This window comes from Paraburkholderia sp. RCC_158, from assembly GCF_041355255.1.
Classification (GTDB): Bacteria; Pseudomonadota; Gammaproteobacteria; order Burkholderiales; family Burkholderiaceae; genus Paraburkholderia; species Paraburkholderia graminis.
In genome coordinates this window covers 40,673-67,009 of the sequence record NZ_JBFUPM010000003.1, presented here as the reverse complement: position 1 = coordinate 67,009, position 26,337 = coordinate 40,673, and the positions used below count along the sequence as shown (strand labels likewise).

Below are 26,337 nucleotides of genomic sequence, written 5' to 3'. Positions count from 1 at the left end.
AGGCCAGATGATCATACCGCGCGAAAGCATGCAGGACGTGCTTGAACGAAGCCGGTTTGCAATTCGATGGGGAGGCGTACTCGGCCTCGTGTGCCACCCCATCTATTACCTGGTCTGGACTTATATCCTGCCGCAGCCGTACGACAACCTGGCGCTGCGTCTGAGCGCCGCGTTGCTCTGCATTCCGTTGATCTTCCAGGCGCGCTGGCCGAAGCGCTTCAACCAGTACCTGCTGATCTACTGGCACATCTGCCTGATCTACGTGCTGCCGTTCGTTTGCACGTTCCTGGCTATCCGGAATTCGTTCTCCACCATGTGGATGATGACGGAGGTCATGATGATCTTCATCATGGCGCTGTGCATCGACAACCCTTTCCTGCTGATGGGCTGCATCGGCATCGGCATGCTGTCGGGCGCATGGGCCGCGGTGGCCAGTTCGCCCGCTCCTATCGTGCTCAGTACGGCGAATCAATCGGATCTCGCGGTGCTGCCGGTCGTCGTGCTGTGCAGCATGGCCTTCGCTCATGCGATCAGCAAGGGACGCATCTTTGTCGAGAAAAATCGCGCGCTGCAGGCGCTCGCCGGGTCCATCGCGCATGAAATGCGCAACCCGCTCAGCCAGTTAAAGCACGTTCTGGATCGCGTGGAAGAAACGCTGCCCGCGCTCACCGAAGCCGGCCGCGGGCCCGCTCTGTCCGGTGCAGGCGCGGGCCTGCTGTACCGGCATATCGCGCATGGGCAGTTGTCGATCGAGCGCGGCCTGCGCGTGATTGCGATGACGCTCGATGAAGTCAGCGCGAAACAGATCCGCTCCGACTCGCTCACTTACCTGAGCGCGGCGGCCACCACGCGCAAGGCACTCGACGAATACGGCTTCGCGGATAAAAAGGAGCGCGGCAAGGTTCGCCTCGTCGTGCTCGAGGATTTCATGTTCAAGGTCGACGAAACCGTCTACCTGTTCACGCTTTTCAATCTGATCAAGAACGCGCTGCATCACATTGCGCCGCTTGCTTCGGCCACGCTCACGCTGACGGTGGACCGGCACACGGTCACGGTGCACGACACCGGCAGCGGCGTCGCGCCGGAAATCCTGCCGCATCTGTTCGAGCCGTTTCGCACCGCCGGCAACTCGGCGGGCACGGGCCTCGGGCTCGCGTACTGTCAGCGCGCGATGCGCGCGTTCGGCGGCAGCATCGCGTGCAAGTCGGAGCCCGGCAAGTTCACGCAATTCACGCTGCAATTTCCGCCCGTCACCGAAAGCGAGGTCGCCGCGCACGAGCGCGCTCTGGTTGCGCGCGCAACGACGGTGCTCGACGGCAAGCACGTTCTTCTCGTCGACGACGACGCCGCTCAGCGCATCCGCACGCGACGCACGTTATCGAAGGTCGGCATGCAGGTGAGCGAGGCTGACAACGGCCATGCGGCATTGACGATGCTGCGCGAAGCGACGGCTTACGACCTCGTGCTGATGGACGTCAACATGCCGGTGCTCGACGGCTACACCACCACCGAACAGTTGCGCGCGGACCGCGATCATCCGAACTGGAACGTGCTGGTTGCCGCGTACACGTCGGAGCCGGGCAACATCGCGCGAGTGCTGGCGCGCCGTGCCGGCATGGACGACATGATCAGCAAGTCGTGCAGCGTGATGGAACTGTTCACGTCGCTGCAGGCGCTGTTCGAGAACGGCAACCGGCGCCATCTGAACCAGCGCTTCGACGACTTCTCCGGCAAGTCGATTCTCGTCGCCGACGACGACACCTACAGCCGGCTCGTCGCCAAGGCGTATCTGGAGCGCTTCGGCGCGAGCGTCGTCGAGGCGGAACATGGACAGGCGGTGCTGGAGCGGCTCGACGAAGAACCCGTCATCGATGCGATCGTGGTGGACATGAACATGCCGGGCATGGGCGGGCTCGAGACGGCCGCGGCCATTCGCGCGCGCACCGACGCGCACGCGAGCGTGCCGATCATCGCGCTCACGAGCCAGTCGGATATTGGCTCGGTGCAGGCGTGCATGAGCGTGGGGATGAACGAGGTCATGGTCAAGCCGGTGCAAGGCGGATCGCTGTACGCGTGTCTCACGAGGCAGTTTGCGCAACAGCGTGGTGGTGGCGGTGGTGGCGGCAAGAGTGGCAAAAGTGGCAACGGTGCCGGCGCGGCGGTCGAGCTGCGGCGCTTGCCGACGCTGCTCGACTCCGGCAACACGCAAAACGCAATCCTCGAGAACGATCTCCTCGACACGAACCATCTGCGCGAGCTGGCCGCGCTCGGCCTCATCGACGAGACGTTTTCAAGCGGTATCGAGCAGATTCGCACGCTGATTTCGCAGCTTCGTGCGCACGCCGCGGATCGCGACCTGGACGCCACGCATGGCGCGCTGCATCTGCTGCTCGGCGCGAGCGGCAACATCGGCGCGAAGGCGTTGCACCAGTACACGCGGCAGATTTATCCACGTACGCTCGAAGGCGCATGGCCCGCGGAACCCGACTGGCTGGAACGGATTGGCGAACTCGGCGAGCGCTCGACCGAGGCGCTGCGTCGCTATCTCGAGTCGGTGACAGTAAGGCCTGGCCTGCCCGAATCGTCAGGCGATCCCGCGTCGGCAAGCGCGAACGGCATCGCGATGCGCGAGCATTAACTAAGACTAAGGCGTCTGCGTCAAAGGCGCGATTCAGATCGCGCCGTTGTCGCGCGCTTCGCCGACGCCACTCTGCACCCGGCCTCTGATGCCCGGAAAGCGCATCGTCACGGTCGTGCCCTCGCCGACCGCCGATTCGATCCGCAGCCCGCCGCCGAACGATTGCATGATGCGGTTGCAAAAGATCATGCCCATGCCGTGACCGCCGCGGCCGGCGTGCGTCGTCACCGGATCGAGCAGCAAGCGCGCCTTGACCTCCGGTTCGATGCCCGGACCATTGTCGTGCAGACGAATTTCCGGCTCCGGTTCGCTCACCACTTCCACGCGCAACGAAGGCGCGGGGCAACCGTCGAGCGCGCGCAACGCATTCGAGATCAGCGACGAGAGAACCAGCGCGACGCAATTGGGCATCGCGTGAATGACAAAATCGCCGCGCGCGTCGACCGCGACCCATTCGCGCTGTGCGCCCGCAAACGGATACGAGTCGAGCAAGGTGGCGATGAGGCGCGTCGCCTTCACCTCGCGCGCCGCGCTGCCCGACGCCGGCTGCGGGCCGCCGCTCTTGTGCACCGTCGCCCAGAACGACGAGATCAGCGTCAGGCAATACTGCGCGTTGTTGAGCATGGACGTGGCCGCGAGACCGATCTCGCGCTGACGCTCGGGATCGTAGTCCTGCGCGACGTCGTTCTCCACCGAGCGCGCAAAGAGCGAGATCGCGGCGAGCGGCGTGTTCAGCTCATGAGCGAGGAACGCAAGCGTCTCGTCCATCGCGAGCAGCCGCTGCTGACGCGTTTCGCGCTCGGCGTAACGCGTCACCGCCTGCCGCAGCACCTCGCGCACGGACTCCACGCGAAGCGGCTTTTCGAGGATGCGGAACAGGTCGCCGGTATTGAAGGTTTGCAGCAGCATGTCCTTGTCCGCATACGCCGTCACGAGGATGCGCACGATCTGCGGATACGTTTCTCCGACTTCGCGCAGCAGATGGCCGCCGTCGCGGCCCGGCATGCGAAAGTCGGTGACGAGCACGGCAATCTCGGGACCCAGATCGTGCAGCAGCGCCATCGCTTCGTCGGCGTCGCGCGCGAGATGCACGCGGTAATCGTCGCGCACGGCGCGGGCGAAGTGGTTGCGCGACATCTCATCGTCGTCGACGAACAGGACGGAGAACGGTGTTTGGAGCGGCGCGGGCGTTGCCGTCTGATTTGTCGTTTGGGTTGAATCGCTCATTGCGTTTTCGGGCACATCCATTCGTGGATGCCGACAGTCGGCGGTCGATTGCATTCTACCGTTGCGGCGCGAGCGCATCGGAAAAGCTTGCGGGGCTACGCAAAACAGCGAAGTCATTGCGACCGGATGAGGCCGCGTTTGCAATTGATCGGGCAATTGATAGGCAATCCATTCCGCAATCCATTCCATTACATATCGCATGCACTTTCGCAAACAAGCCCAATACAATAATTACATTAAACCGACACTCCGCCTCAGTTGCGCATTCAGCACGATAATTGCTCCAGGATTAACACCGATAACGCTGCGCGGATTCCTGCAGACGCTTAAAGGTCGGCGTACACTCGCGCTCGAAGACCATGCCACGGGCGTGTCGGTCATCGGCATCGCGCGCGGCTTACCGAAAACGGAATGGAGACCAGGAGAACAATCCATGAGCTGGACACGCGAGCAGAGAAACGTCACGATCGCCGCCTATCTCGGCTGGACACTCGACGCATTCGATTTCTTTCTGATGGTTTTCGTATTGAAAGATATTGCAGCGGAATTCAATACGAAAATCCCCGATGTCGCGTTCGGCATTATGCTGACGCTCATGATGCGGCCGGTCGGCGCGCTCATTTTCGGCTGGCTCGCCGATCGCTACGGCCGCCGGCCCACGCTGATGGTGAACATCGCGTGTTTCTCGCTGCTCGAATTGCTGTCCGGTTTCTCCCCTAACCTCGCGACGCTGCTGGTGCTGCGCGCGCTGTTCGGCATCGCGATGGGCGGCGAATGGGGCGTGGGCGGCGCCTTGACGATGGAGACCGTGCCGCCGAAGTCGCGCGGCATCGTCTCCGGTTTGCTGCAAGCCGGCTATCCGAGCGGCTACCTGCTCGCGTCGGTGGTGTTCGGCCTCTTCTTTCCGTATATCGGCTGGCGCGGCATGTTCTTCGTCGGCGTGCTGCCCGCGCTGCTCGTGCTGTACATTCGCGCGCACGTGCCGGAATCGCCCGCGTTCAAAACACTCGAAAAGCAGGCACGGCCCGGCCTCGTCGCCACGTTGAAAAAGAACGTGAAGCTGTCGCTGTACGCGATTGTGCTGATGACCGCGTTCAACTTCTTCTCTCACGGATCGCAGGACCTGTACCCCACTTTCTTGCGCGTGCAGCATCAGTTCGACGCGCACACGGTGTCGCTCATCACGATCACGCTGAACATCGGCGCGATTTGCGGCGGGCTCTTTTTCGGCATGTTGTCCGAGAAGATCGGACGCAAGCGCGCAATCTTTATCGCCGCGCTGATCGCTCTGCCGGTGCTGCCGCTGTGGGCTTTTTCGAGCACGCCGGTGCTGCTCGCGGTGGGCGCGTTCCTGATGCAGATCTCCGTGCAAGGCGCATGGGGCGTGATACCGGTTCATCTGAACGAGATCTCGCCCGATGAAATTCGCGCGACCTTCCCCGGTCTCGTGTATCAGCTCGGCAATCTGATTGCGTCGGTGAACGGACCGCTGCAGGCGAGCGCCGCCGAAGCCCACGGCAACAACTATGCACTCGTGATGGCGGTCGTGATCGGCGTCGTCGCGCTCGTGATCTGCGCGCTGATTCCGTTTAGCCGCGAGCGCCGCGGCATCGACATGACGCAGTCGGCCGCGCATGTCGGCGAACACGTGCAAGGCCGCGCCGTTGGAGGACAGCTTTAAGCGTTCGAACCAAACAACTGTTTCGCCGCGCCGTTATCGGGCACAATAGACAACAAGGCGGCTCGAACCGCCACGGCACGCAGCCTGTATGCACAGAGCACCACGGCATACATAGCGCGCGTGCCGCATTGAACTAGCGCATAAGCGCAGGCCAAACAGAGTACCAATCAGCACCGATTCATACGAGGCCGTTCCGATTCGTCGGAACGGCCTTTTTATTTTTTGCGCGCGAAGCGTTGCGCCCAACCTTGAGTCTTCTAGAGGAGTTAATCGACACGCAACCCTTGCTCGCCTTCACCATCCTTCTTATCCTGAAAAAAACGGCTGTTTCAAATTGACATTTGAATCGCCTGTTTGCGGGCCGGGCGCCCGGCAACTGGGAGACGCAACATGGCAGGTCGCACAACAAGCCGGCACGCCGGCGATACGAAGTCACGCATTCTCGACGCCGCTGAGACGCTCTTCATCGATTGCGGATACGAGGCCATGTCGATGCGGCAGATCACTTCGCGCGCCGAAGTGAATCTCGCGGCGGTCAACTATCACTTCGGCAGCAAGGAATCGCTGATTCACTCGATGCTGTCGCGCCGGCTCGACCGCCTCAACGAAGAGCGCGTCAAGCTGCTCGATCGTTTCGATCAGATGCTCGGCGAACGGCTCACCTGCGAGCATGTGCTCGGCGCGATGTTCATTCCGGCGCTGCGGCTGTCGCGCGATCCGCGCGTCGGCGGCAAGGCGTTTTTGCGCTTGCTCGGCCGCGCTTACACGGACCCGTCCGCCTTCATTCGCGACTTTCTGAATGCGCACTATGCGTCGGTGGCCGTGCGTTTTTTCGACGCGTTTCAGCGCGCGTTGCCGCATCTGCCGCGCGAGGAACTCGGCTGGCGTCTGCACTTTGCGATCGGCGCGTTGTCGGGCGTGCTGGCAGGCGCCGACACCGAGAGCCTGATCGCGGAGTTCTCGCAGGGCAAGTCGATGAACGATCTGCAACTGATCGCCCGTCTTGCATCGCTGATGGTCGCCGCGTTGAAGGCGCCGCTGCCCGACGCGTCGCAACTGGCGATGTTCGCGGCGGTGCTCGGCGACGCAACGGATAACGATACCGAAGCGGATGCGGACAGCGACGCGAGCACCGCCACGGCCGCGCAGAACAGCCAACACGTTACGAACGATGCCGCGAACGAAGCACATCGCGACGCTGACGACTCAGCGAGGTCATCTGCTTCGCGAGGCAACCCAGGCATGTCGGCTGCATCAGCACATGCACATACACATGCACACACACCGGCACATGCGAGCCTCGACGGCGAATCTCGCGGCAGTGCGATAGAAGCGTGTCCGTTGCAGCAGGTGTGGCACGGCGCGACATAAAAACGCCGTTCGACAAAAAGCAGGCCAAGCGCCAATCGACGCCAAGCCTGCTCGCACAACATCAAAAAAACGAACCGTCCACGCGCCGTGGATGCGTTCGCACGCATCATCGAAACAGGGAGGAAACGTCATGTCGTGGTTCGTTCTACTGCTGGTCGTCGGCGCGCTTGCGCTCGTGTACGTTCAGGCGCGCGCGCTCTGGTGGCTGGTCTTCATGGCCGCGTGGGTCGCCGCCGTACGCGTGAGCGGAGCGGCGGGCGTGGCCGCGACCACGCTGTTCGCGATCGTGCTGGTGCTGCCTGCCCTCGTGCTCGCCGTGAAGCCGCTGCGCCGCGCGTGGCTCGCGAAGCCGGTGCTCGACACATTCCGCAAGATCCTGCCGGACATGTCGCCGACCGAGCGCGACGCGATCGAAGCCGGCACCGTCTGGTGGGACGCCGAACTCTTCTCCGGCCGTCCGCATTGGGACACGCTGCTAGGCTACGGCCCAGCGACGTTGACGGCCGAAGAGCAGTCCTTTCTCGACAACGAATGCGAACAGCTATGCGACCTCGCGAACGACTGGGAAACCACCATGGTGTGGCAGGACCTGTCGCCGCAAGCATGGCAGTTCATCAAGGAGCGTGGCTTTCTCGGCATGATCATTCCGAAGCAGTATGGCGGCAAGCAGTTCTCCGCGTACGCGCATTCGCAGGTCATCATGAAGCTCGCCACGCGCTGCTCGGCCGCGGCCGTTTCGGTGATGGTGCCCAATTCGCTCGGCCCCGCCGAACTGCTGATGCACTACGGCACCGACGAGCAGAAGAACCACTATTTACCGCGTCTCGCGCGCGGCGATGAAATCCCCTGCTTCGCGCTGACGAGTCCCTACGCCGGCTCGGACGCCGCGGCGATTCCCGATGTCGGCATCCTGTGTAAAGGCATGCACGAAGGCCGCGAGACGCTCGGCCTTCGCGTGACATGGGACAAGCGCTACATCACGCTCGGGCCGATTGCCACCGTGCTCGGCCTCGCGTTTCGCGCGCTCGATCCCGACCGTCTGCTCGGCTCGAACGACGAACCCGGCATCACGTGCGCGCTGATTCCGACCGATCATCCGGGCGTGAACATCGGGCGCCGTCACTGGCCGCTCAACGCGGTGTTCCAGAACGGCCCGAACTCCGGCAAGGACGTTTTCATTCCGCTCGACTGGGTGATCGGCGGACGCGCGCAAGTGGGCAACGGCTGGCGCATGCTGATGGAATGTCTCGCGGCGGGCCGCGCGATTTCGCTGCCGTCGTCGAATGTGGGAATGGCGAAGCTCGCCGTGCGCGGCACGGGCGCGTATGCCGCCGTGCGCCGCCAGTTCCGCACGGCCGTCGGCAAGTTCGAGGGCGTGCAGGAAGCGCTCGGCCGCATGGGCGGCAATCTGTACGTGATGGACGCCGCGCGCCGCCTGTCCGCGCATGCGGTAGATCTCGGCGAAAAGCCTTCGGTGATTTCGGCGATCGCGAAGTATCACATCACCGAACGCGCGCGCATGGTCATCAACGACGCAATGGATGTCACCGCCGGCAAGGGCATTTGCATGGGGCCGTCGAATTTTCTCGCACGCGCCTATCAGCAGGTGCCGATTGCGATCACCGTCGAAGGCGCGAACATTCTCACGCGCTGCCTGATCATCTTCGGTCAGGGCGCGATTCGTTGCCATCCGTACGTGCTGAAGGAAATGAGCGCAACGCGCGAAGCCGACCGCGCCAAAGCGCTGCGCGATTTCGACGACGCCTTCTTCGGCCACGTCGGCTTCACGCTGTCGAACGTGGTGCGCAGCGTCGTGTACGGCATCACGGGCGGCGCCTTCGTCGCCACGCCGCGCGCCGCGCATGCGCCGCTGCACGCGTACTATCGCGCGGCCACGCGCATCGCCACGGTTTTCGCGCTGCTCGCGGATGTCTCCATGTTCGTGCTCGGCGGCGATCTGAAACGCCGCGAACGCATTTCGGCGCGTCTTGGCGACGTGCTCTCGCAGCTCTATCTGATCTCCGCAACGCTGAAGCGTTTCGAGGACGAAGGCCGTCAGGAAGACGATCTGCCGCTCGTGCGCTGGGGCGTGGAGGACTCGCTGTATCGCGCGCAACAGGCGCTCGACGGCGTGCTCGCCAATTATCCGAATCGCCTTGCCGCCGGCCTCGTGCGCGTGCTCGCCTTTCCGTTCGGCCTGCCGCATCGCGAGCCGTCCGACCGCCTCGGCAGCGCGATCGCGGAACTGATGCAGACGCCTGGCGCGGCGCGCAACCGGCTGGTCTCCGATTCGTACGTGCCGCATCCCGACGTCGATGCGCTTGGCTACGGCGAACTCGTATTCGAGCTGAACCCGCGCTTCACGCAGATCGAGCATAAGCTTCGCGAAGCGGTGAAAGCGCGCCGCCTCGAGCCGATGCCGCAGAGCGTCGTGCAACTGGGCGCATGGGCCGACGCCGCGCTGCAACAAGGCCTGATCGACGCCGACGAGCGCCGCGTGCTCGACGAGTACGCGCGCTACGCGGCACACGTCGTGAAGGTCGACGACTTCCCCGCCGACTTCGACCTGCTCGCCAGTCTGCAACGACGCAAGGACGCACTCGAAACGGCGCTCGAAGTCGCGCTGTGACGCGCAGCATGGCTCGGGCCTCGCCATGAAAAAACCTCGCTGCGAAACACGCCGATGCGCGAAACTCAGTGCACACTGACGGACGTGCGGACGTGTCCAGCGGAGCAACCAACAACATGAACGACTCTTACCTGAACTTCGTCAATTCGCCGTTCGGCGCGCGTCTTGCGCGTTCACTGGGTCTGCCGAAACCCGAGGTGCTGCGCCGCTATCGCGCGGATCGCCCCGAGTTCGACGGCCTGATTGCGATCGGCGCGGGGCGCGGGCCGCATCTGCTGGATGCGCTCGCGAATCTCGTCGCAAGCATCGGCGTGACGAGCGTCGCGCATGAAAGCGCCGGCTTGTGGATGCCGCTCGCGCATCGTCACGGTCTGATGACGGGGCGTTTTCAGGCGGCGGAGGCAGGCTCGGCCACGCGTCTTGCCGCGTTGATCTTCGATGGGAGCGGTATCGAGGACAGCAGCCAGATGGAGCCGCTGCATGCGTTCTTCCACGACACGCTGCGCTCGCTCGGCAAGTGCGGGCGCATCGTCGTGCTCGGGCGGCCGCCGCAGGACTGCGCGAATCCGCGGCAATGGACCGCGCAGCGCGCGCTCGAAGGCCTCACGCGTTCGCTCGGCAAGGAAGCGCGGCGCGGCATCACCGCGAACCTGGTCTATGTCGGCGAAGGCGCTGAAGCGCGGATCGAGGCCACGCTGCGCTTTTTTCTGTCGCCGCGCTCGGCGTACGTGTCGGGTCAGGTCGTGCACATAACCGCCGACGGCCCCGACTCAAGCGCCGCGCGCTCTCTTGCGAACGACGGCGCAGCAGCGGCCTTGAACTGGCAAGCGCCGCTCGCGAACAGGCGCGCGGTGGTGACGGGCGCGGCGCGCGGCATCGGCGCGGCCATTGCAAGCGTGCTCGCGGCGCAAGGCGCGCATGTGATCGGCATCGACATTCCGTCGGCACGCGACGCGCTCGACGCGACCATGCGCCAGTTGAACGGCACCGCGCTCGCCTTCGACATCGCCGCGCCCGAAGCGCCCGCTCAGATCGCCGCCGCGCTCGACGATCAGGGCATCGACATCATGGTGCACAACGCCGGCATCACGAAGGACAAAACCATCGCGAAGATGACCGCCGCTATGTGGCAGAGCGTGATCGACATCAACCTGTGCGCGCAGGAGCGCATCGACGACGCGTTGCTCGCGGCCGGCATTCTGCGCGACGGCGGCCGCATCGTCGCCGTGTCGTCGATCAGCGGCATTGCGGGCAATCTCGGGCAGACCAACTACGCGACGTCGAAAGCGGGCGTGATCGGCCGCGTGCAAAGCATGGCGCCGTTATTGCGCGCGCGCGGCATCACGATCAACGCGGTCGCGCCGGGCTTCATCGAAACGCAGATGACCGCGAAGATGCCGTTCACGCTTCGAGAAGCCGGCCGCCGCATGAATTCGCTCGCCCAGGGCGGCCAGCCGGTCGACGTCGCGCAGACCATCGCGTGGCTCGCGCATCCGGGCTCGGGCGGCATCAGCGGCCAGGTGGTGCGCGTGTGCGGACAAAGCCTGATCGGAGCCTGACCATGCAAGAACCCGGTGATCCGTTCGGCGGCCAGCACGCGTCGACTCTCGCGCAACGCGATGCGGTCCGGCCGAAGACCGTCGTTATCGATACCTTGCCCACGCCGGCGCGTCTTTATGCGCGCGCGTTGTCGGGCGTCGTCAAGCGCGGACGTCCGGCGCAGTTGCCGGCGTTGCGTCTCGTGCGCCCCGCCGTCGCGCTCGATGCCGGGCCCGCGTGGCGTTATGCGCGCGTGTGCGGCTTCATTCCCGAACACGGCGTGCCGCTCACGTATCCGCATCTGCTCGCGTTTCCCTTGCATCTGCTGATGCTCACCGATCCGGCGTTCCCGTGGCCCGCGGTCGGGCTGCTGCATCTCGCCAATCATGTGCGTCTGCGCCGGCCCCTCGCGTACAAGGACGTTTTGCGCATCGAGGTGGAGTTCGGCGCGCTGCTGCGTCACGACAAGGGCCAGGCGTTCCTGCTGCATACGCGCATTTACCGGCGCGGCGAAGCGGTGTGGGACGGCGACAGCGTTTATCTGAAGCGCGGCGTGGCGGCGAGCGGCGCGCCGCTCGATCCGCTCGTGGTGGATGCCGCCGCGTTGCAGCGCATCGCGCGCTGGCAGCTCGCGCCGCAACTCGGCCGCGACTATGCGAGCGTGTCCGGCGACTACAACCCGATCCATATGAGCGCGCTTTCCGCGAAGGCGTTCGGTTTTCCGCGTGCGATCGCGCATGGCATGTGGACGCTCGCGCGCGCGGCATCGTCATTGCAGCCGCCGAAGCCGCTTGCCGAAGCCACGCTCAGCGCCGAATTCAAGCTGCCGATGCTGCTGCCCGGCGAAGCAACGCTATGGAGTGCGTCGTCCTCGCTGATCGAACGCGATATCGAGGTGCGCGACATCGCCGGAGAAAAACCGCATTTGCGCGGCCGCATGCAATGGAGACTGCAATGAACGTGCTTCCGGCGATGAGACCTGCGCCGGAACGACGATAGCGGCGCTTGCCGCTCTCTACACAAGCCACATCAATTAAACACGCCACAAGAAGGAGCCGAGCATGCCTCACCCGCTGCCACCTGTGCGCCGCGTCGCGATTATCGGCGGCAACCGGATTCCGTTTGCCCGCTCGAATACGGCCTACGCGACCGCGTCGAATCAGGACATGCTGACCTTCACGCTGCAAGGACTGATCGACCGCTACAACCTGCATGGCGAACGTCTCGGCGAAGTCGCGGCGGGCGCCGTCATCAAGCATTCGCGCGACTTCAATCTCACGCGCGAATCCGTGCTGTCCACCACACTCGCGAAGGAAACACCCGCGTACGATGTGCAACAGGCGTGCGGCACGGGGCTCGAAACCGCGATCCTCGTGGCCAATAAAATTGCGTTGGGACAGATCGACGTGGGCATCGCAGGCGGCGTGGATACGACTTCGGATGCGCCGATCGGCGTGAACGAGAACCTGCGCAAGATTCTGCTCGAGGCGAACCGCGGCCGCAGCACGGGTCAGCGCGTCGGCGCACTGGCGAAGCTGCGGCCCGGCATGTTCTTCAAGCCGCTGTTGCCGCGCAACGGCGAGCCGCGCACGGGCCTTTCGATGGGCGAGCATTGCGAACTGATGGCGAAGCGCTGGAACATCTCGCGCGAGGCGCAGGACGTGCTCGCCTACGACAGTCATCGCAAGCTCGCCGAAGCGTACGCGCGCGGCTTCGTCAACGATCTGATGACGCCGTACCGCGGCCTTGCGCGTGACAACAATCTGCGCTCCGACCTCACGCTCGAAAAGCTCGCTTCGCTCAAGCCCGCGTTCGATCGCGACGCCGGTACGCTGACCGCCGGCAATTCGACGCCGCTCACCGACGGCGCATCGGCGGTACTGCTCGCGAGCGAGGACTGGGCCGCGCGCCGCGGGTTGCCGGTGCTGGCGTATCTGAGCTGGTCGGAAACGGCGGCCGTCGACTTCTTCGACAAGAAAGAGGGCCTCTTGATGGCGCCTGCGTATGCGGTGCCGCGCATGCTCGCACGCGCGGGACTGACGTTGCAGGACTTCGATTTCTACGAGATCCACGAAGCGTTCGCCGCGCAAGTGTTGTGCACGCTCGCGGCATGGCAGGATGACGAATATTGCCGCACGCAGTTGGGCCTCGACGGCCCGCTCGGCGCGATCGATCGCGCGAAGCTCAACGTCAACGGCGGCTCGCTCGCGACGGGTCATCCGTTTGCGGCGACGGGCGGGCGCATCGTCGCGGGTCTTGCGAAGATGCTCGCGCAACTCGATAAGCCCGCGGGCACCGCGCGCGGATTGATCTCGATCTGCGCGGCGGGCGGCCAGGGCGTGGTGGCTATTCTGGAGCGCTGACCGGCGTCGCGCGAACCATAAGCAAAGCACTGCACAAACAGCACACAAACACATGAAGCCCCGGCTTCAGGAGACGACCGATGACCGAGCCCACTCAAGCCTCGCCCTCGCCCGCCGCTGCGAATCAGGCAAGCGGGCATGCCGGGCGCGCGCCCAACACCGACGGCATCTGGTACGCGTCGTACCCGGCCGGCGTGCCGCATGAAATCGACGTCAACAAGTACGAGTCGCTCGTGCAGTTCTTCGACGAATGCATCGCGCAGTTTCGCGAGCGCGTCGCGTATGTGAGCGTCGGCGCGAGCATGACGTATGGCGAACTGGGCCGCAAGGCGACGGCCTTCGCCGCGTATTTGCAGAGCATCGGCGTGAAGCCCGGCGAACGCGTCGCGATCATGCTGCCCAATACGTTCCAGTATCCGGTGTCGCTGTTCGGCGTGCTCAAAGCGGGCGCCGTGGTGGTCAACGTGAATCCGCTCTACACAGTGCGCGAGCTTGCGCATCAGTTGAAGGACAGCGGCGCGCAAACCATCATCGTGTTCGAGAACTTTGCGAAGACAGTACAGGACGCGCTGCCGGGCACGAAGATACAGAACGTGATCGTGACTGGACTCGGCGACCTGCTCGCCGACGGCCTGAATATCAAGGGACGTCTGCTCAATTTCATGCTGCGTCATGTGAAGAAGATGGTGCCCGAGTATCAGTTGCCGCAAGCGGTGCCGCTTCTGAAGGCGCTCGCCGTCGGCTATGCGCGGCCGCTCACGCCCGTTCGCCCGACGCATCACGACATCGCGTTTCTTCAGTACACCGGCGGAACCACGGGCGTCGCGAAGGGCGCGATGCTCACGCATCGCAACATCATCGCCAATCTGCTGCAGGCGAAGGCGTGGTCCGAAGGTCAATTGAGCGGCGAGATAGAAACGGTGCTCACGCCGCTGCCGCTTTATCACATCTATTCGCTGACGGTGAACGCGCTGATTTTCATGGGACTCGGCGGGCGCAACATCCTGATCGCGAATCCGCGCGACATGAAGCGCGTGATGATGATCATCCGTCACGAGAAGTTCACCGGCATGACCGCGGTCAATACGCTGTACAACGCGTTTCTCGAGAACGAGGAATTTCGCAAGCGCGATTTCTCCGACCTCAAGCTCGCGATGGCGGGCGGCATGGCGACGCAAAGGTCGGTGGCCGAGCGCTTCAAGGCGGTGACGGGCAAGCCGATTATCGAAGGCTACGGCTTGACCGAATGCTCGCCGATCGTGTCGATGAATCCCGTCGACGTCTCGAACCTGCGCGACTTCGAAGGCTCGATCGGCTTGCCCGCGCCGTCGACGCAAGTGCGCTTCAGAAAAGACGACGGCAGTTGGGCGGACATCGGCGAGGCAGGCGAATTGTGCGTGATGGGCCCGCAGGTCATGAAGGGCTACTGGAACCGGCCTGAGGAGACCGCCAAGGTGATCGACGACGAAGGCTGGCTCGCGACCGGCGACATCGGCGTGATGGATTCGCGCGGCTTCATTCGTCTCATCGACAGGAAGAAAGACATGATCCTCGTGTCGGGCTTCAACGTTTATCCGAACGAGATCGAGGACGTGATCGCGGCGCACCCCGACGTGCGCGAAGTAGCGGCAATCGGTGTGCCCGACGACGCGCAGGGCGAGCGCGTCAAAGTGTTCGTCGTGAAGCGCAATCCGTCGTTGACCGCCGAACAGGTGATCGCGCATTGCCGCAAGAACCTGACGGGCTACAAGGTGCCGAAAGTCGTCGAGTTCCGCGATGAGTTGCCGCAAACAAATGTCGGCAAGATTCTGCGCCGCGCGCTGCGGGACGAGGAACTCGCGAAGCAAAAGTCTGCCTGACTCCCAAGGCGCTCGCGTGAAGCGTTGCGCCACCTTTCGGGAGAGTTTTGATGACGCCTTGCCTGTTCGCACGCTTGCGGTTGTTTCGCGCGATGCGCTTGAACGCGACAGCCGCTGTTTGCGCGCCGCCGGCTCAGCGCGACAAGCTGCCGTTTCGCAAGCTGCGGTCCGGCGCGCTCGTCGTGTGCGCCGTAGCATGTGCAATCGTAAGCATCGGCGTCTCGCCCGCCTTCGCACAAAACGACGACAAGCCGCCGCCGCTCGAAACCGCAGGCGCGGTCAAGCCACCTTCGACGCCCGCTTCGCAAGTCGGCAAGTTGACGCTCGATCAGCAGGTCAAATGGCTGCGCGCCGCGCAACAGAGCGGCACGCTCGAAGCGCTCGACGACGCGCAACTGGTCGCGCTATTCAAGTCGCTCGATCCGCTCGCGCTGCCGCGTTATATCAAGGAAGGTCCGAACGGCTACGCGTCGTATGAGTTCACGATGTCGCGCTCCGAGCGCGTTCGCGGCCAGTGGCCCGACAAGCCCGATCACATGCTGGTGCGCGTCGCGCACGACCCACTGCGCATCTACGCAAAGTGGCTGCCCGACGGCGGGCACGCGGGCCAGGAAATCATCTACGACGAATCGAAGCGCAGCGACGAAATGTATGGGCACCTCGGCGGCATCATGAACGTGATGCCGTTATGGACGTCGTTGAACGGCGCGCTCGCCCGCTCGCAATCGAATCATCAGGTGCGCGATCTCGGCACCGAATACATCGCGCAGCAGTACCTCGCCGAGGGCAAGAAATTTATCGAGGCCGGCTTGCCGCGCTCGATGCAGATCGACGTGCAGACCATCGACGGCGTGCGCGTGGTCGCGTTCACGTTCGAGACGCCGACCGGTCAGCCGCAGTTCTACGCGAAGAAGGAGACGCTCGGGCTCGATTTGCGGCATCCGTATTTCCGCACCGTCGAGTCTTATGACAACGACGGCCGCATCTTTGAGAAGATCGTGTTCGAAACCATCACGCCGAAAACTTTCGACGACTCCACTTTCGACCCGCAAAACAAGGCCTATAAGTTCTAGTCCTAGCGTCGTCGCGGCTCAACGCGGCGCGAATACGAAGCTGACGTGAGCGGGCTTGGCATCGGCGGACTGCGCGGCCTGTTCGTGACTATGCTCGATGCGATGCGTCGCGCGAGTCGCGAGTTCTCTCAACACGAAGTAATCGGACGCGCGCGTCACGCCGATCAGCCAGCGCACCGCGTTTGCATTGGCAGCCGATGCGTGCAGCAGCGGTGAAAGCGTGGTGTGCCATAGCAAGCCGATGTCGTCGCCGGTTTCGAAAGTGGGCAGGTTCATCGCGGCGGCGTAGCGGGCAAACGCGGCGCTTGACGGCAGCGTCGAATCGGCAATCGCGAAGGTGTCGCCGCGTGCCGCGGCGTGGCCGAGCCAGGGCCACACGGAGCCTGCCGTGGTGGAAAGCCATGCGCTCGTCATCATGAAAGTGCGCCGGTCCATGCTCGTGCTCCGGTTGTTCGATGCGGCTCATTTCGCCGCTTGCAGCCACGTTGCGCTTACGTTGCGCTCCACTTTGCGCTCACGTTGCGCTTACGTATAGCCGCGCCGTCCGCGCCACGCCGCCGGCCAGATACCCTGCTTGCCCGGCGCAAGAATGCCGTTCGGGTCGAGCGCGTCCTTGATCGTTTCCGAGAGCCGCAGCAAGGCGCCGTCGTTGAAGCTGTACTGCGCGGCGGCGAAATCCATATACGCGAGATGCGCGCGGTATTGTCCGTAACCGGCCGCGCGCGCGTCGCTCATCAGCGAGCGCAGTAACGCGCCGGCCTGCTCGACCTGGTTCGCGTCGTCGCGATCGAAAATCGCCGCGAAGATGTGATGCAGATGACGCACGCCCGCCGTGAATCCGCCGTAGTAATCGAAGCCGTATTCGGCCGCGCGCGCCTTCACCATGAAGTACTGGCGCAGCGCATGGCGTCCCGTCGCCGGGCACACCGGCGCGAAGTCCACATGCGCGCCCGCGCCGCCGCGCCAGTCGAGCATGCGAAACGCGCTCATCGCCGGGATGCCGGCCAGATTGCGATCGCCGCCCGCGGTGGGCTCGGCGTCGCCCGCATAACGCTTCGCGAAGATTCGCGCCTGCGGCACACGCGCGAACGCGCGCTCGACGATCGCGTAGCGCGCGTCGACCAACTCGGGCGTGCCGTACAGCGCGAAATGCAGATTCCAGCGGCCGACGTTCAGCTTGTCGAGCATCGCCGTCACCGCGCTTTCCGGCATCGCGCCCGGACCGTCGTACCACTGCGCGCGCGCCGACAGTCCGGCAGCGCGCCGCAAACCGCCTTCGATCACCGCATGATTGCGGATCGTCTCGTCGAGCCGCAACGGCCGCAATATTTCGACAATGGCTTCGAGATCCGTTTCATGGCGAAACTGAATTTCGCCGAGTAGATAGGCAGGCGGCGCGGGCATCAGCCACACGCCGATCTTGGTGACGATGCCGTAGTTCGACTGCATGAACATCGCGTCGAACGACGGCCCGTAACCCGGCTGATAAAGCTGCCATGCGGTGCTCGTGTCGATGCCGCCCATGCCGGTGCGCAGCACGTCGCCGTTGGCGAGTATCACTTCCATGCCGCACTGCGTGGCCGCATGATCGCCATACGACGTGTAGCCGAAGCCGCGCTCCAGCGTATTGCCGACCACACTGCCCCAACCCGCCGCCGGTGGATCGACCCACAGCCGGTAGCCTTTCTCGCGCAAGTGCGCGTGCAGATCGAAGTAGCTCACGCCCGGTTCGACGAGCGCATACGCGAGCGATTCGTTGACCTCGACGATGCGCTTCATCCGTTGCAGATCGAGCACGACCGAGCCGGTCAGACGCGGCGCGGCGCCGCCGTACGCGAAGTTGCGTCCGGTGGAGACCGTCCACAGCGGAATGCGATATTGATTGGCAATGCGCAGCACCGCGCGGATTTCATCGACGGATGCGGGCAGCAGCGCGGCGCTCGCCGCGAACGCCTCGCGCTCGCCGGGCGCGAACGGGTCGAGATAGGTCGACAGCGCGGTCGCCGAATTCACCACATGCTGGTCGCCGACGATCGCGCGCCAGGCAGCCAGCGCCGCGTCGAACTGCGCGGCGGAAAGGTTCGGCGGCAGGGTGCGGTTCAAGGGGTCTCCGTTTGTGGCGCGCGCGTCGCTACTGCCACGCTTCCGGCTTGCCGCCGAGCGCGCTGCAGACGTCGACGGCAATCGAGCGCAGCTTGCCCTCCGCGATCGGTCCGGACAACGCGTAGCCCATGCCGTCGCTGATCCAGTAGAAGGTGCGCCGGTTGCCGTCGCGCAGCAGACGGAACGCGTTCTCGTCGCGCGCGGTGCCGGTCACGTACAGCGTGAGGCGCGCGCCGCCGCGGTTCTCGTACATGAACTGCGCGGCCGGTCCCGCCTCGCCGGGCAACAGGCGGCCGCCCACGAGCGAGTAGCCGTATTCCTGCAACGACGGCACCGAAAGCGGCCGGTTCAGACGCTTGGAAAGCCAGGCGATCAGATGCTCTTCCTCGCTCGCCGCCACTTCCACCGGATGTCGCCGCTCGGGCGTATAAACCGCATACGCGATGTCGGCGCGTTCGGCGAAACTGGGCGCGCTTGCACCGAGACCGTTCCACGCGCCGCCCGTCAAACGCGGCGCGAGCGGGCCGAGCGCGAGCGCGAGGCCGGCGCCCGCCGCGAGCCAGCACGCGGCCACGCCGACGCGCCGCCACCACGGCGTGCGCGGACGCAGCACGATGACGGCGGGGTCGTCGGCGGCATGAGGTTCATCGGGGCCGCCAGGCTCGGCATAATCCGCCGATGCGCGCTCCGCTTCGCCAGGCGACACGCCGCACAACACGCGCAGCGCGGCCTTTTGCGCGCGCCACGCGGCCACCCGCGCGGCCGCTTGCGGATGCCCGGCCACCAGCGCCGCGATGCGCTCGCGCTCGTGATCCGGCATCTCGCCGTCGACGAACGCCGACAGCGCTCGCAGGTCCACCCCGTCGGGCAAGCTGGAATCGTGGTCGTCGTGGTCGTTATTCATCGCGGATTTCTCACTACTTTCAACGGCGGCGGCTTGCGCGCCGGCCCTTGCGCGGGCCCCTCCAGCAACGCGCGCAGATGCTCGCGCCCGCGCGACAGCCGCGACATCACCGTGCCGACGGGCACACCGAGCGCCTTCGACGTCTCCTGATACGTCAGTTCCTCGACGCACACGAGCAGCAGCACCTCGCGCTGTTCGAGCGGCAGGCGATACAGCGCGCGCTGCAGATCGCGCAGCACGAGACCGTCGACCTCGCGTTGCGGCGCCTCGAGATTGCGCCACGGGGCGCTTTCTTCATCGACGGCGATTTCGCGGCGCCCGCGCAGCTGATCGATATAAAGATGCCGCAGGATGGTCAGGAGCCACGCACGCAGATTGCTGTTGGGCCGGAACGCCGCCCAGCGCGCGAGCGCGCGCTCGGCCGTGTCCTGCACGAGGTCATCGGCCCACGCGCGGTCCCCCGTCAGCGCGCGCGCATAGCGGCGCAACTGCGGGAGCCACGAAATCACTTCCGCTTCGAAGCTCACCCCGAGCGCAGCGCTCAGTAGCCGCCGCTGCTGCTGCCGCCGCTCGTGCCGCTGCTGGACGCGCCGCTGTCCGTCGAAGAGCATGCCGTGGTGGCGAGCGAGCCCAATGCGAGTGTGAAAAGCATGACGATCATGCCGAGGATGCGAGTGCGTTTCATGTGAGTCTCCGTTGTCATGCAGGGCGCTTACTTCCGTCCCATGCGAGGCTGTCGATCAAACTCGGTGCTCAATCTTTCCTGCACCGTCCCTCTCTTAACGCTGCAGCCAGGCGATTTATTCCGACGATGCATCCCGCCGTGCCAGCTTTTTCCGCCATCGGCATCGGGAAGCGCCCGCTGTGGCCGAAGAAGCCGGGCAATCATCGGCTGATTTGGTAACTCAACGTTACAGCCCATAGTTACCAGGTGCTTATGTGGGCGCAAGCCGTTATAGTGGACGCAGTTCGCCCGCCGACGCGTTCCGCCCCGCACAGGGTAGAATCGCGGCGAACAACCGTCTTTCTAACCTGAATTGTCCATGGCTTCCGCAGAATCGCATCCGCAAAACGACTTCATGAACGCCGCGCGCAAAGAACGAAAGCGCGTTGAGATTTACCTTGTCAACGGCATCCGCCTGACAGGGTGCATCGAGTCGTTCGACCAATATCTGGTGATGCTGCGCACGCCCGTCGGCCTGCAGGGCATCTACAAGCGCGCCATCTCGACGATCCAGCTCGATACCGGAACCCGTCCGGCTCCGCGCGCGGGCCGCCCGTCGCATGGCGAGCACACCACCCGCGGGCCGCATGGCTCGCGTGAGCCGCGCGAGCATCGGGAACCGCGTGAACCGCGTGAACCGCGCGAATCGTACGGCGCACCGTCTGACCGGCCCGCATCGGAGCGCGGCAGTTCGTCCGACACGCCGGTGGTCGTCACGCGCCGGCGCCGTCTGTTCGGCACGGGCGGCGACGGCGGCAACCACGGCAATCACGGCGGTGGCGGCAGCAACGGTAATGGCAACGGCAACGGCGGCCACGAGTAAGCAATGAGCGGCGCAGCAGCGCCGCTTACTTCTGCAGAGGGCCGAGCCGCTGCAGAATTTTCTCCACCCTCGCCACCTGTTGTTCTGACAGCTCGAACCTGCATTTGACCGCCAACAGACGACGCCGCCAGTAGCCGGCGTCCAGCATCCGTTGCGTCGGCTGTTTCGTTGCCCAATCCAGATGATCCAGTTCTGCTTCCACCACGTGCGAAGCGTTGAAACGCCTTGTGCGCACGTGTTTCGTGTTCATGGTGTTCGCTGCCTTGTTGTTGGTCGTTTGAGTTTGCGCCCCTCCCGAAGCTGGACAGTGTCGTTGCGCCGCATGCGGTGCGACGGGCCGGTCCACGCGACCGTCCGATGATGGTTGTTTTCCGCACCGCATTCCTGCGACACACGGAAAACGAGCCGGCGAACCTACGTTTGAAGTTTTTCTTTACTAGATGGGGCGCCGTTGGCGTTGCGCATCGCGGTCCTATGCCATCCGGCTAATGTCGCCGGCGCAGTGTTTGCGCTATGCTGGATCGTCGATTACGTCTAAGGGAGCCCGTCATGACGAGCAAGAAGCACACTGCGCCGCCGTCCACCGGAAACCAGCCGGAGCGGGTGCTCGACTCAACCGAAAGCCGCCTCGACGAGGCACTGGAAGAAAGCTTCCCCGCGAGCGATCCGATTGCCGTCCACGAGAATCACGCGCCTCGTGCGTCGGAGGCACAACCGCACTCGCCGGGGCAAGGGCAAAAGCCAGGGGAAGAGAAGAAGCGGCGCTAGCGCGCAACGGCAACGCAGTCGCGCGCCGCGAACGCATCGCGCGCACAGGCACAGTGCGCAATTCGCAAGCGCCTTCGGCACGCGCGCCGTGATGACGCCAGCCGACAGATACGCTGATTTATGCCAAGGACAAAGCCGGTCGAGTAACGCCTCGTATGAAAGCAAGCCGAGCGAGCGTATTGAGCATCGTTGATGCATCGCCCACCCGGCTTATCTGGTGCGATCAGACCGTCAGACGGTCAGCCGCTTCCGCCTCAATGCACCGGCAAGCCGCTTTCAAGCTGCCGCTGCAGTTCGCGCACCTGACGCTGCGCCGCACGCAGTTGCTCCTGCGCGGCAGCCTTTTGCTGGGCGAGCGCCACGGCTTCGGCGCGGGTCTGTTGCTGCTGGTTGGCCACGATCGTCTGCTGCTGGCGCGCAACATCGAGGTCGGCCTGCAGGCGATTCGCACGGTTCTGCGACAGCGCGATCATGCGTTCGGTGAACGCCTTTTGCGCCTCGAGTTGCGTGCGGCGAATTTCCACGTCCGACAGTTGCAGCGTCTGGCGCGCGAAATCGCGGTAGATCATTTCAGCGCGCGCCGCGTCCTGCGTCTTGATGACACGCCAGAAGTTCTTTTGCTGGAAGAGCGCGACGTAGTACGTCATCTCCTTGCCGTGGAACAGCAAGCTCGCGCCGTAACTGCCGTTGTACGTGGTGCGCAGTTCGCTGAGGTCCGAGCCCTTGATCATCTGCTGCAATTCGGCGACGTTGCCCGCGGCCGATTGCTTCGCTTCGTCCGGCGTGAGCGCGGAAGTCCGAACCTGAGGCTGCGCAGGCTGCGTCGATGGCAGCGCGACTGTCGCACCCGGTTGGGAAACGACGCCGGATGCGCCATTGTTGTCAGACTGAGACTGAGACTGAGACTGAGGCAAAGACTGAGCCTGTGCGCATGCGCCGTGTGCTACCCCCAACGCCATGATCGCGGCAACGGCGATCTGTCGTAGTTTCGACTTTTGGTCCATGTAATTCCTGCTTCGACAGTTTTTGTTTTAGTTCCCAATCGTCTCATTATTACTCACTTTCGCGGGTTTCGGGCTCTTCGTCGAAAATTTGGTACTTGCGCATTTTCTCCCACAGCACCTTGCGGCTGATGCCCAGATAGAGCGCCGTGTCCTGACGCCGCCAACTGTTGGCGTCGAGTGCGGCGATCACGCGGTTGCGCTCCGCCATGTCCCATTTGCTGCGGTCCACCAGCACTTCGGCCGCGCTCTCGGCCGGCACCGGCTGACTGCTGCGAGCAAGCGCGAGCAGACGCTGCAGGCGCGCGGCGTCCCATGCGCCGATCTGCCGCACCGTCACGCCGATCCGTTCGGCGAGATTGCGCAGTTCGCGCACGTTGCCGGGAAAATACGTATCGGCGACGGCGTCCGCGAGCCAGTACGGCAAATCCGGCAAGCCGGCGAGACGCTCGGCGCCCACCACCTCGGCGATAAACGCCTTGAAGATCGCGATCTTGTCGACGGCGCCCCGCTCTTCCAGCGACGGGATCTTCAGCTCGATCACGGCCAGCCGGTAATACAGGTCTGCGCGAAAAGTGCCGTCCTTCACGAGCTGCGGCAGATGCTTGTTGGTCGCCGCGACGAGCCGGAAGTCGAGCTTGACGGGCGTCGCGGACCCAATGCGCGTGACGGCGCTGTCTTCGAGCACGCGCAACAGCTTGACCTGCTGATAAAGCGGCAAATCGCCGATCTCGTCGAGAAACAGCGTGCCGCCGTCGGCCTGCTCGAAGTAGCCTTTGTGCGCGACCACGGCGCCCGTGAACGAGCCCTTCGAGTGCCCGAAAAACAGCGACTCGAACAGGCCATCCGGAATCGCGCCGCAATTCACCGCGACGAACGGGCCCTTGCCGTAGCGGCTATGTTTTTCGTGCAGCAGTTGCGCGATGCGCTCCTTGCCGACGCCGGTCTCGCCGTGCACCAGCACGCTCGTGTCGCAGTCGGCGAAGGTATCGACTTCGTGCAGCAGCGCCTGCATGCATTCGGAGTTGGCGATGATCGCGTCCGACTCGTGCGTCTTCGCGCTGTGTGCGCGCATTTGCAGCACGAGCTTCGTCACCATGCCGCGCAACTCGGCGCACGTGAAGTCGAGCGGCAGAATGTGCGAATACTCGGCGGGATACATCGACGGATCGTGGTCGCGCGGCGCCGCGCCGACCCACACGACCGGAATGCCGTGAGCGGCCTGCCAGTCGCGCACGATCAGCGCGCCGCTGTCGATCACCGAGACGCTGATGATCGCGAGCGACGGCCGCTGCGCGGTCCGCTCGGGCGAGATCGCGATGTCATCCGCACGGATCACTTCGACGTCGAAGCTCGCCATGCAGCGCGCGACCCGGTCGACGATGTCGGCCTTGCCCTCCCAGACGTAAATATCGAGTTCCTCGATTTTGGTGGTGGTTCTCATGGTCGCCGAATCAATAAACCAGTTGTGCCTGACCGCAGGCAAGTCCGAGGCTGTGAACCGTGCTGACGCCGACCTGCACGCCGAGGAGTTGCAGAAGCGGAACGAGCAGCAGGTCGAGCGAATTCAGTACGGGCGTGAGCAGCCCGGCGAGCGCGCCAACGAGCGGCGCGGCAAGAACGGTGATGTCGAGGCCGAGCGCGCTCGCGTGCATCGAGCCCGCGAGGCCGGACGCGAGCTGGCCCACGAGACCGCTCGTGGCCGAGCCGAGCGCGTTGGTGTTGGTGCGCTGAAAGTCGTCGGCATCGCCGGCCACGTTGTTAAAGCGCAGCACGCTCGACTGCGGCTGTATATGGAGGTTGAAGCCGTTCGCCGGCGAACTGGTGCCGACCGTCACGTCGATCACGCCGAGGCTCAGCAGCGGCACGCTCACCGAAGTCAACGACGCGGGCGTCGAGCACGTGGTCGGCACGCTGCTATTGGTCAGGTTGCTGGACGCGTCGCCGCCCACGCACATCGACAGCACGCCTGGCCTGACGTCGATCCCGCTATAGCTCGTCGACTTCTGCGTCGAACACTGCGTGCTTTGCAAGCCGGCGGTGCCGGGCGCGACTTCGAGGTAAATCGGCAGATTGAGAAGGCTCACGTTGACAAGCGAAGGAAATCCCGCCCCCAGCCCGAGGTTGGCGTTGACCAGTTGCACGTTCAGATAAAGCTGCACCGACGCCGAATGCGCGCTCGTCCGATAGCGGCCGTCCGGATAGGTGCCGGCCTCGCCCACCGCGATCACGGGCGGCTTCAGAACCCGCGCTTGCGCCGTGACGTTCGCGACCGGGCTCAGATTGAGCGCGGTGCCCAGGCTCACCGCCGAGCTGCCGTGCGCGATCTCGGCGGCGATCATCAGCGCGTCGAGCGCGTTGATGGTGGCGGACGCGGCCGCCTCCGGGTTCGCCAGACCGATCGCGAGCAAGCCGTTTGCGCTCGTCGTGTCGCCGAGCCGGATCGCCGTCGATCCCGTCGATGCGCTCGCAATCGCGCCTAGCGCGCTGGTCGCGCTCGCGCTCGCCACGTTGCTCTGACCGAGCACGGTCGCCATCGCGGTGGCGAGCTGGCTCACCGTCACCTGCGTTTGCAGCAACTGCGACATCGACGCGACGCCCAACGCGGCCGCCAGATCCGCCAGCTTCACCTGCGCGGTGGCGAGCCCCTGATAAGAGCCGACGTCGAGATTCAGGCTGGTGCCGAGCAAGCCGTTCAGCAATCCGTTGAGCAGACCGCCGGAAAGGCTCGCCACCGACGTGCTCAGCGAGAACGAGCTGATGTTGGTCGCCTGCGCGACGGCGCTCGCGCTCAGGTCGCGCGCCTGGCCGATCAGAAACAGAAACGGCACGGGCCGGCTCGCCACCACTTGCACCGCATTGAGCGGCGTGCCCGACGCAACGAAGTACGACTGGCCCGCATTGGCCGACGGGTCCCATCGTCCGCAAGTGACCTGGACCGTGCCGTCGGCCGGCAGACCGTTTGCGGTTGCGTTCAGCCGCGCCATGCTGGCGGCCGCGGCGCAGCCGCCCGCGCTGCCGATCACCTGAGCGCCGGCCGCCGCGGCGAGATCGGCGGTTCGCTGCAAATCGCGGCGCGCGTAATAGAAGTGGCCGATGTCCACGGCGCCGAGCGCGATCACCGCGACGCTCACGAACACCGCCGCCAGCAGCGCAATCGCGCCGCGCTGCCGACGCGGGGTGAGCGCAAGGGCAGCGCCTGCGCGACGATGCGTGCGCAGCGATCGCAAACGGCGGTGGACGGAATCGGCTGATCGCATATCAGTTCTGCGGCAACTGGCCCGTGAGCCCGCCGCCCTGCCCGCCGCCGCTGCCCTGGTTGAGCGCCGAACCGTACAGATCGGGAATGCGAGATTTGAACGACTGCATGTAGCGCCGGTACGCGAGCCCCGCCTCTTCGCCGAGCATCGGCTGAGGGGCTGCGGCTTGCGCGTTGCTGCGCTGAAGCTCGAGCCATGCTGAAGTCGAATGCCCGACTTCGCTGCTTACGACGGCGGGCTCACCCGCTGCCGCCGACTGAGCGCTCGCGTGCACGGCTGCGCCGGCCGCCAGCACGAACACCGACGCGCGCACTGTAACGCACCACCAGCGCCACGCGCGCCACCGCATCCGGTTTCTTTCGTTATTTTTCACG

At 64.6% G+C, this 26,337-nt stretch carries 22 protein-coding genes; 11 read left to right on the top strand and 11 right to left on the bottom strand.

Annotation, left to right across the window (positions count from 1 at the left end; all coding sequences use genetic code 11):
- The first annotated feature begins 7 nt into the window (after window positions 1-7).
- Window positions 8-2,638, top strand: a complete 2,631-nt coding sequence (locus AB6809_RS07360; RefSeq protein ID WP_371026220.1) for a response regulator — start codon at window positions 8-10, stop codon at window positions 2,636-2,638.
- Between the two features lie 33 nt (window positions 2,639-2,671).
- On the opposite strand, the gene AB6809_RS07355 is transcribed toward AB6809_RS07360, so the two are convergent.
- The gene (locus AB6809_RS07355; protein ID WP_029971641.1) at window positions 2,672-3,865 is read right to left on the bottom strand and encodes a hybrid sensor histidine kinase/response regulator; all 1,194 of its coding nucleotides are present in this window, start codon (window positions 3,863-3,865) and stop codon (window positions 2,672-2,674) included.
- A gap of 433 nt (window positions 3,866-4,298) precedes the next feature.
- On the opposite strand from AB6809_RS07355, the gene AB6809_RS07350 reads away from it, so the two are divergent.
- The 8 genes from AB6809_RS07350 (at window position 4,299) to AB6809_RS07315 (ending at window position 16,380) form a co-directional block, all read left to right on the top strand.
- Window positions 4,299-5,546: an MFS transporter gene (locus tag AB6809_RS07350; protein ID WP_371026218.1), complete on the top strand. Its 1,248-nt coding sequence runs from the start codon at window positions 4,299-4,301 to the stop codon at window positions 5,544-5,546.
- Window positions 5,547-5,936: 390 nt separating this feature from the next.
- Window positions 5,937-6,917, top strand: a complete 981-nt coding sequence (locus tag AB6809_RS07345) for a TetR/AcrR family transcriptional regulator (protein WP_371026217.1) — start codon at window positions 5,937-5,939, stop codon at window positions 6,915-6,917.
- A gap of 130 nt (window positions 6,918-7,047) precedes the next feature.
- A complete protein-coding gene (locus tag AB6809_RS07340) occupies window positions 7,048-9,546 on the top strand; it encodes an acyl-CoA dehydrogenase (protein WP_371026216.1) in 2,499 nt (832 codons plus the stop codon).
- A gap of 116 nt (window positions 9,547-9,662) precedes the next feature.
- Complete coding sequence (locus tag AB6809_RS07335; RefSeq protein WP_371026215.1) at window positions 9,663-11,105, top strand: 3-oxoacyl-ACP reductase; 1,443 nt, start codon at window positions 9,663-9,665, stop codon at window positions 11,103-11,105.
- 2 nt (window positions 11,106-11,107) lie between these two features.
- Window positions 11,108-12,043 carry a MaoC/PaaZ C-terminal domain-containing protein gene (locus AB6809_RS07330; protein ID WP_053858209.1) on the top strand — a complete coding sequence of 312 codons (936 nt, stop codon included), beginning with the start codon at window positions 11,108-11,110 and terminating at the stop codon, window positions 12,041-12,043.
- 103 nt (window positions 12,044-12,146) lie between these two features.
- The gene (locus tag AB6809_RS07325) at window positions 12,147-13,448 is read left to right on the top strand and encodes an acetyl-CoA C-acetyltransferase (RefSeq protein ID WP_371026213.1); all 1,302 of its coding nucleotides are present in this window, start codon (window positions 12,147-12,149) and stop codon (window positions 13,446-13,448) included.
- Window positions 13,449-13,528: 80 nt separating this feature from the next.
- On the top strand, window positions 13,529-15,307 hold the full coding sequence (locus AB6809_RS07320) for an AMP-binding protein (RefSeq protein ID WP_371026212.1): 1,779 nt from the start codon (window positions 13,529-13,531) through the stop codon (window positions 15,305-15,307).
- Window positions 15,308-15,399: 92 nt separating this feature from the next.
- On the top strand, window positions 15,400-16,380 hold the full coding sequence (locus tag AB6809_RS07315) for a DUF1571 domain-containing protein (RefSeq protein WP_371026436.1): 981 nt from the start codon (window positions 15,400-15,402) through the stop codon (window positions 16,378-16,380).
- Between the two features lie 18 nt (window positions 16,381-16,398).
- Here the strand turns inward: AB6809_RS07315 and AB6809_RS07310 are convergent, their stop codons facing one another.
- The 5 genes from AB6809_RS07310 to AB6809_RS07290 form a co-directional block, all read right to left on the bottom strand.
- Entirely contained in the window at window positions 16,399-16,815 is a 417-nt protein-coding gene (locus AB6809_RS07310; protein ID WP_029971630.1) for a hypothetical protein, read from the bottom strand.
- A 90-nt stretch (window positions 16,816-16,905) separates the two neighbouring features.
- On the bottom strand, window positions 16,906-18,483 hold the full coding sequence (locus tag AB6809_RS07305; RefSeq protein ID WP_371026211.1) for an FAD-binding oxidoreductase: 1,578 nt from the start codon (window positions 18,481-18,483) through the stop codon (window positions 16,906-16,908).
- A gap of 28 nt (window positions 18,484-18,511) precedes the next feature.
- Window positions 18,512-19,387, bottom strand: coding sequence for an anti-sigma factor (locus tag AB6809_RS07300; RefSeq protein WP_029971627.1), 876 nt, complete (start codon window positions 19,385-19,387; stop codon window positions 18,512-18,514).
- A complete protein-coding gene (locus AB6809_RS07295; RefSeq protein ID WP_053858215.1) occupies window positions 19,384-19,914 on the bottom strand; it encodes a sigma-70 family RNA polymerase sigma factor in 531 nt (176 codons plus the stop codon). The genes AB6809_RS07300 and AB6809_RS07295 overlap by 4 nt, the downstream gene beginning before the upstream one ends.
- A 14-nt stretch (window positions 19,915-19,928) precedes the next feature.
- Window positions 19,929-20,072, bottom strand: a complete 144-nt coding sequence (locus AB6809_RS07290) for a hypothetical protein (RefSeq protein WP_165919791.1) — start codon at window positions 20,070-20,072, stop codon at window positions 19,929-19,931.
- 358 nt (window positions 20,073-20,430) lie between these two features.
- Here AB6809_RS07290 and hfq point away from each other — a divergent pair, with 358 nt between their 5' ends.
- Window positions 20,431-20,934 carry an RNA chaperone Hfq gene (gene hfq / locus AB6809_RS07285; protein ID WP_371026210.1) on the top strand — a complete coding sequence of 168 codons (504 nt, stop codon included), beginning with the start codon at window positions 20,431-20,433 and terminating at the stop codon, window positions 20,932-20,934.
- A gap of 25 nt (window positions 20,935-20,959) precedes the next feature.
- On the opposite strand, the gene AB6809_RS07280 is transcribed toward hfq, so the two are convergent.
- Window positions 20,960-21,184, bottom strand: a complete 225-nt coding sequence (locus AB6809_RS07280; RefSeq protein ID WP_053858217.1) for a hypothetical protein — start codon at window positions 21,182-21,184, stop codon at window positions 20,960-20,962.
- A gap of 299 nt (window positions 21,185-21,483) precedes the next feature.
- Between AB6809_RS07280 and AB6809_RS07275 the strand changes: the two genes are divergently transcribed.
- The gene (locus tag AB6809_RS07275; RefSeq protein ID WP_006051814.1) at window positions 21,484-21,702 is read left to right on the top strand and encodes a hypothetical protein; all 219 of its coding nucleotides are present in this window, start codon (window positions 21,484-21,486) and stop codon (window positions 21,700-21,702) included.
- A gap of 254 nt (window positions 21,703-21,956) precedes the next feature.
- On the opposite strand, the gene AB6809_RS07270 is transcribed toward AB6809_RS07275, so the two are convergent.
- The 4 genes from AB6809_RS07270 to AB6809_RS07255 are packed head-to-tail and all read right to left on the bottom strand — an operon-like array spanning window position 21,957 to window position 26,336.
- Window positions 21,957-22,706, bottom strand: coding sequence for a DUF2968 domain-containing protein (locus AB6809_RS07270; protein WP_371026208.1), 750 nt, complete (start codon window positions 22,704-22,706; stop codon window positions 21,957-21,959).
- 49 nt (window positions 22,707-22,755) lie between these two features.
- Window positions 22,756-24,147 carry a sigma 54-interacting transcriptional regulator gene (locus AB6809_RS07265; protein WP_371026207.1) on the bottom strand — a complete coding sequence of 464 codons (1,392 nt, stop codon included), beginning with the start codon at window positions 24,145-24,147 and terminating at the stop codon, window positions 22,756-22,758.
- 10 nt (window positions 24,148-24,157) lie between these two features.
- Window positions 24,158-25,963, bottom strand: a complete 1,806-nt coding sequence (locus AB6809_RS07260) for a TadG family pilus assembly protein (RefSeq protein ID WP_371026205.1) — start codon at window positions 25,961-25,963, stop codon at window positions 24,158-24,160.
- Window position 25,964: 1 nt separating this feature from the next.
- Complete coding sequence (locus tag AB6809_RS07255; RefSeq protein ID WP_371026203.1) at window positions 25,965-26,336, bottom strand: DUF3613 domain-containing protein; 372 nt, start codon at window positions 26,334-26,336, stop codon at window positions 25,965-25,967.
- Window position 26,337: the final 1 nt, after the last annotated feature.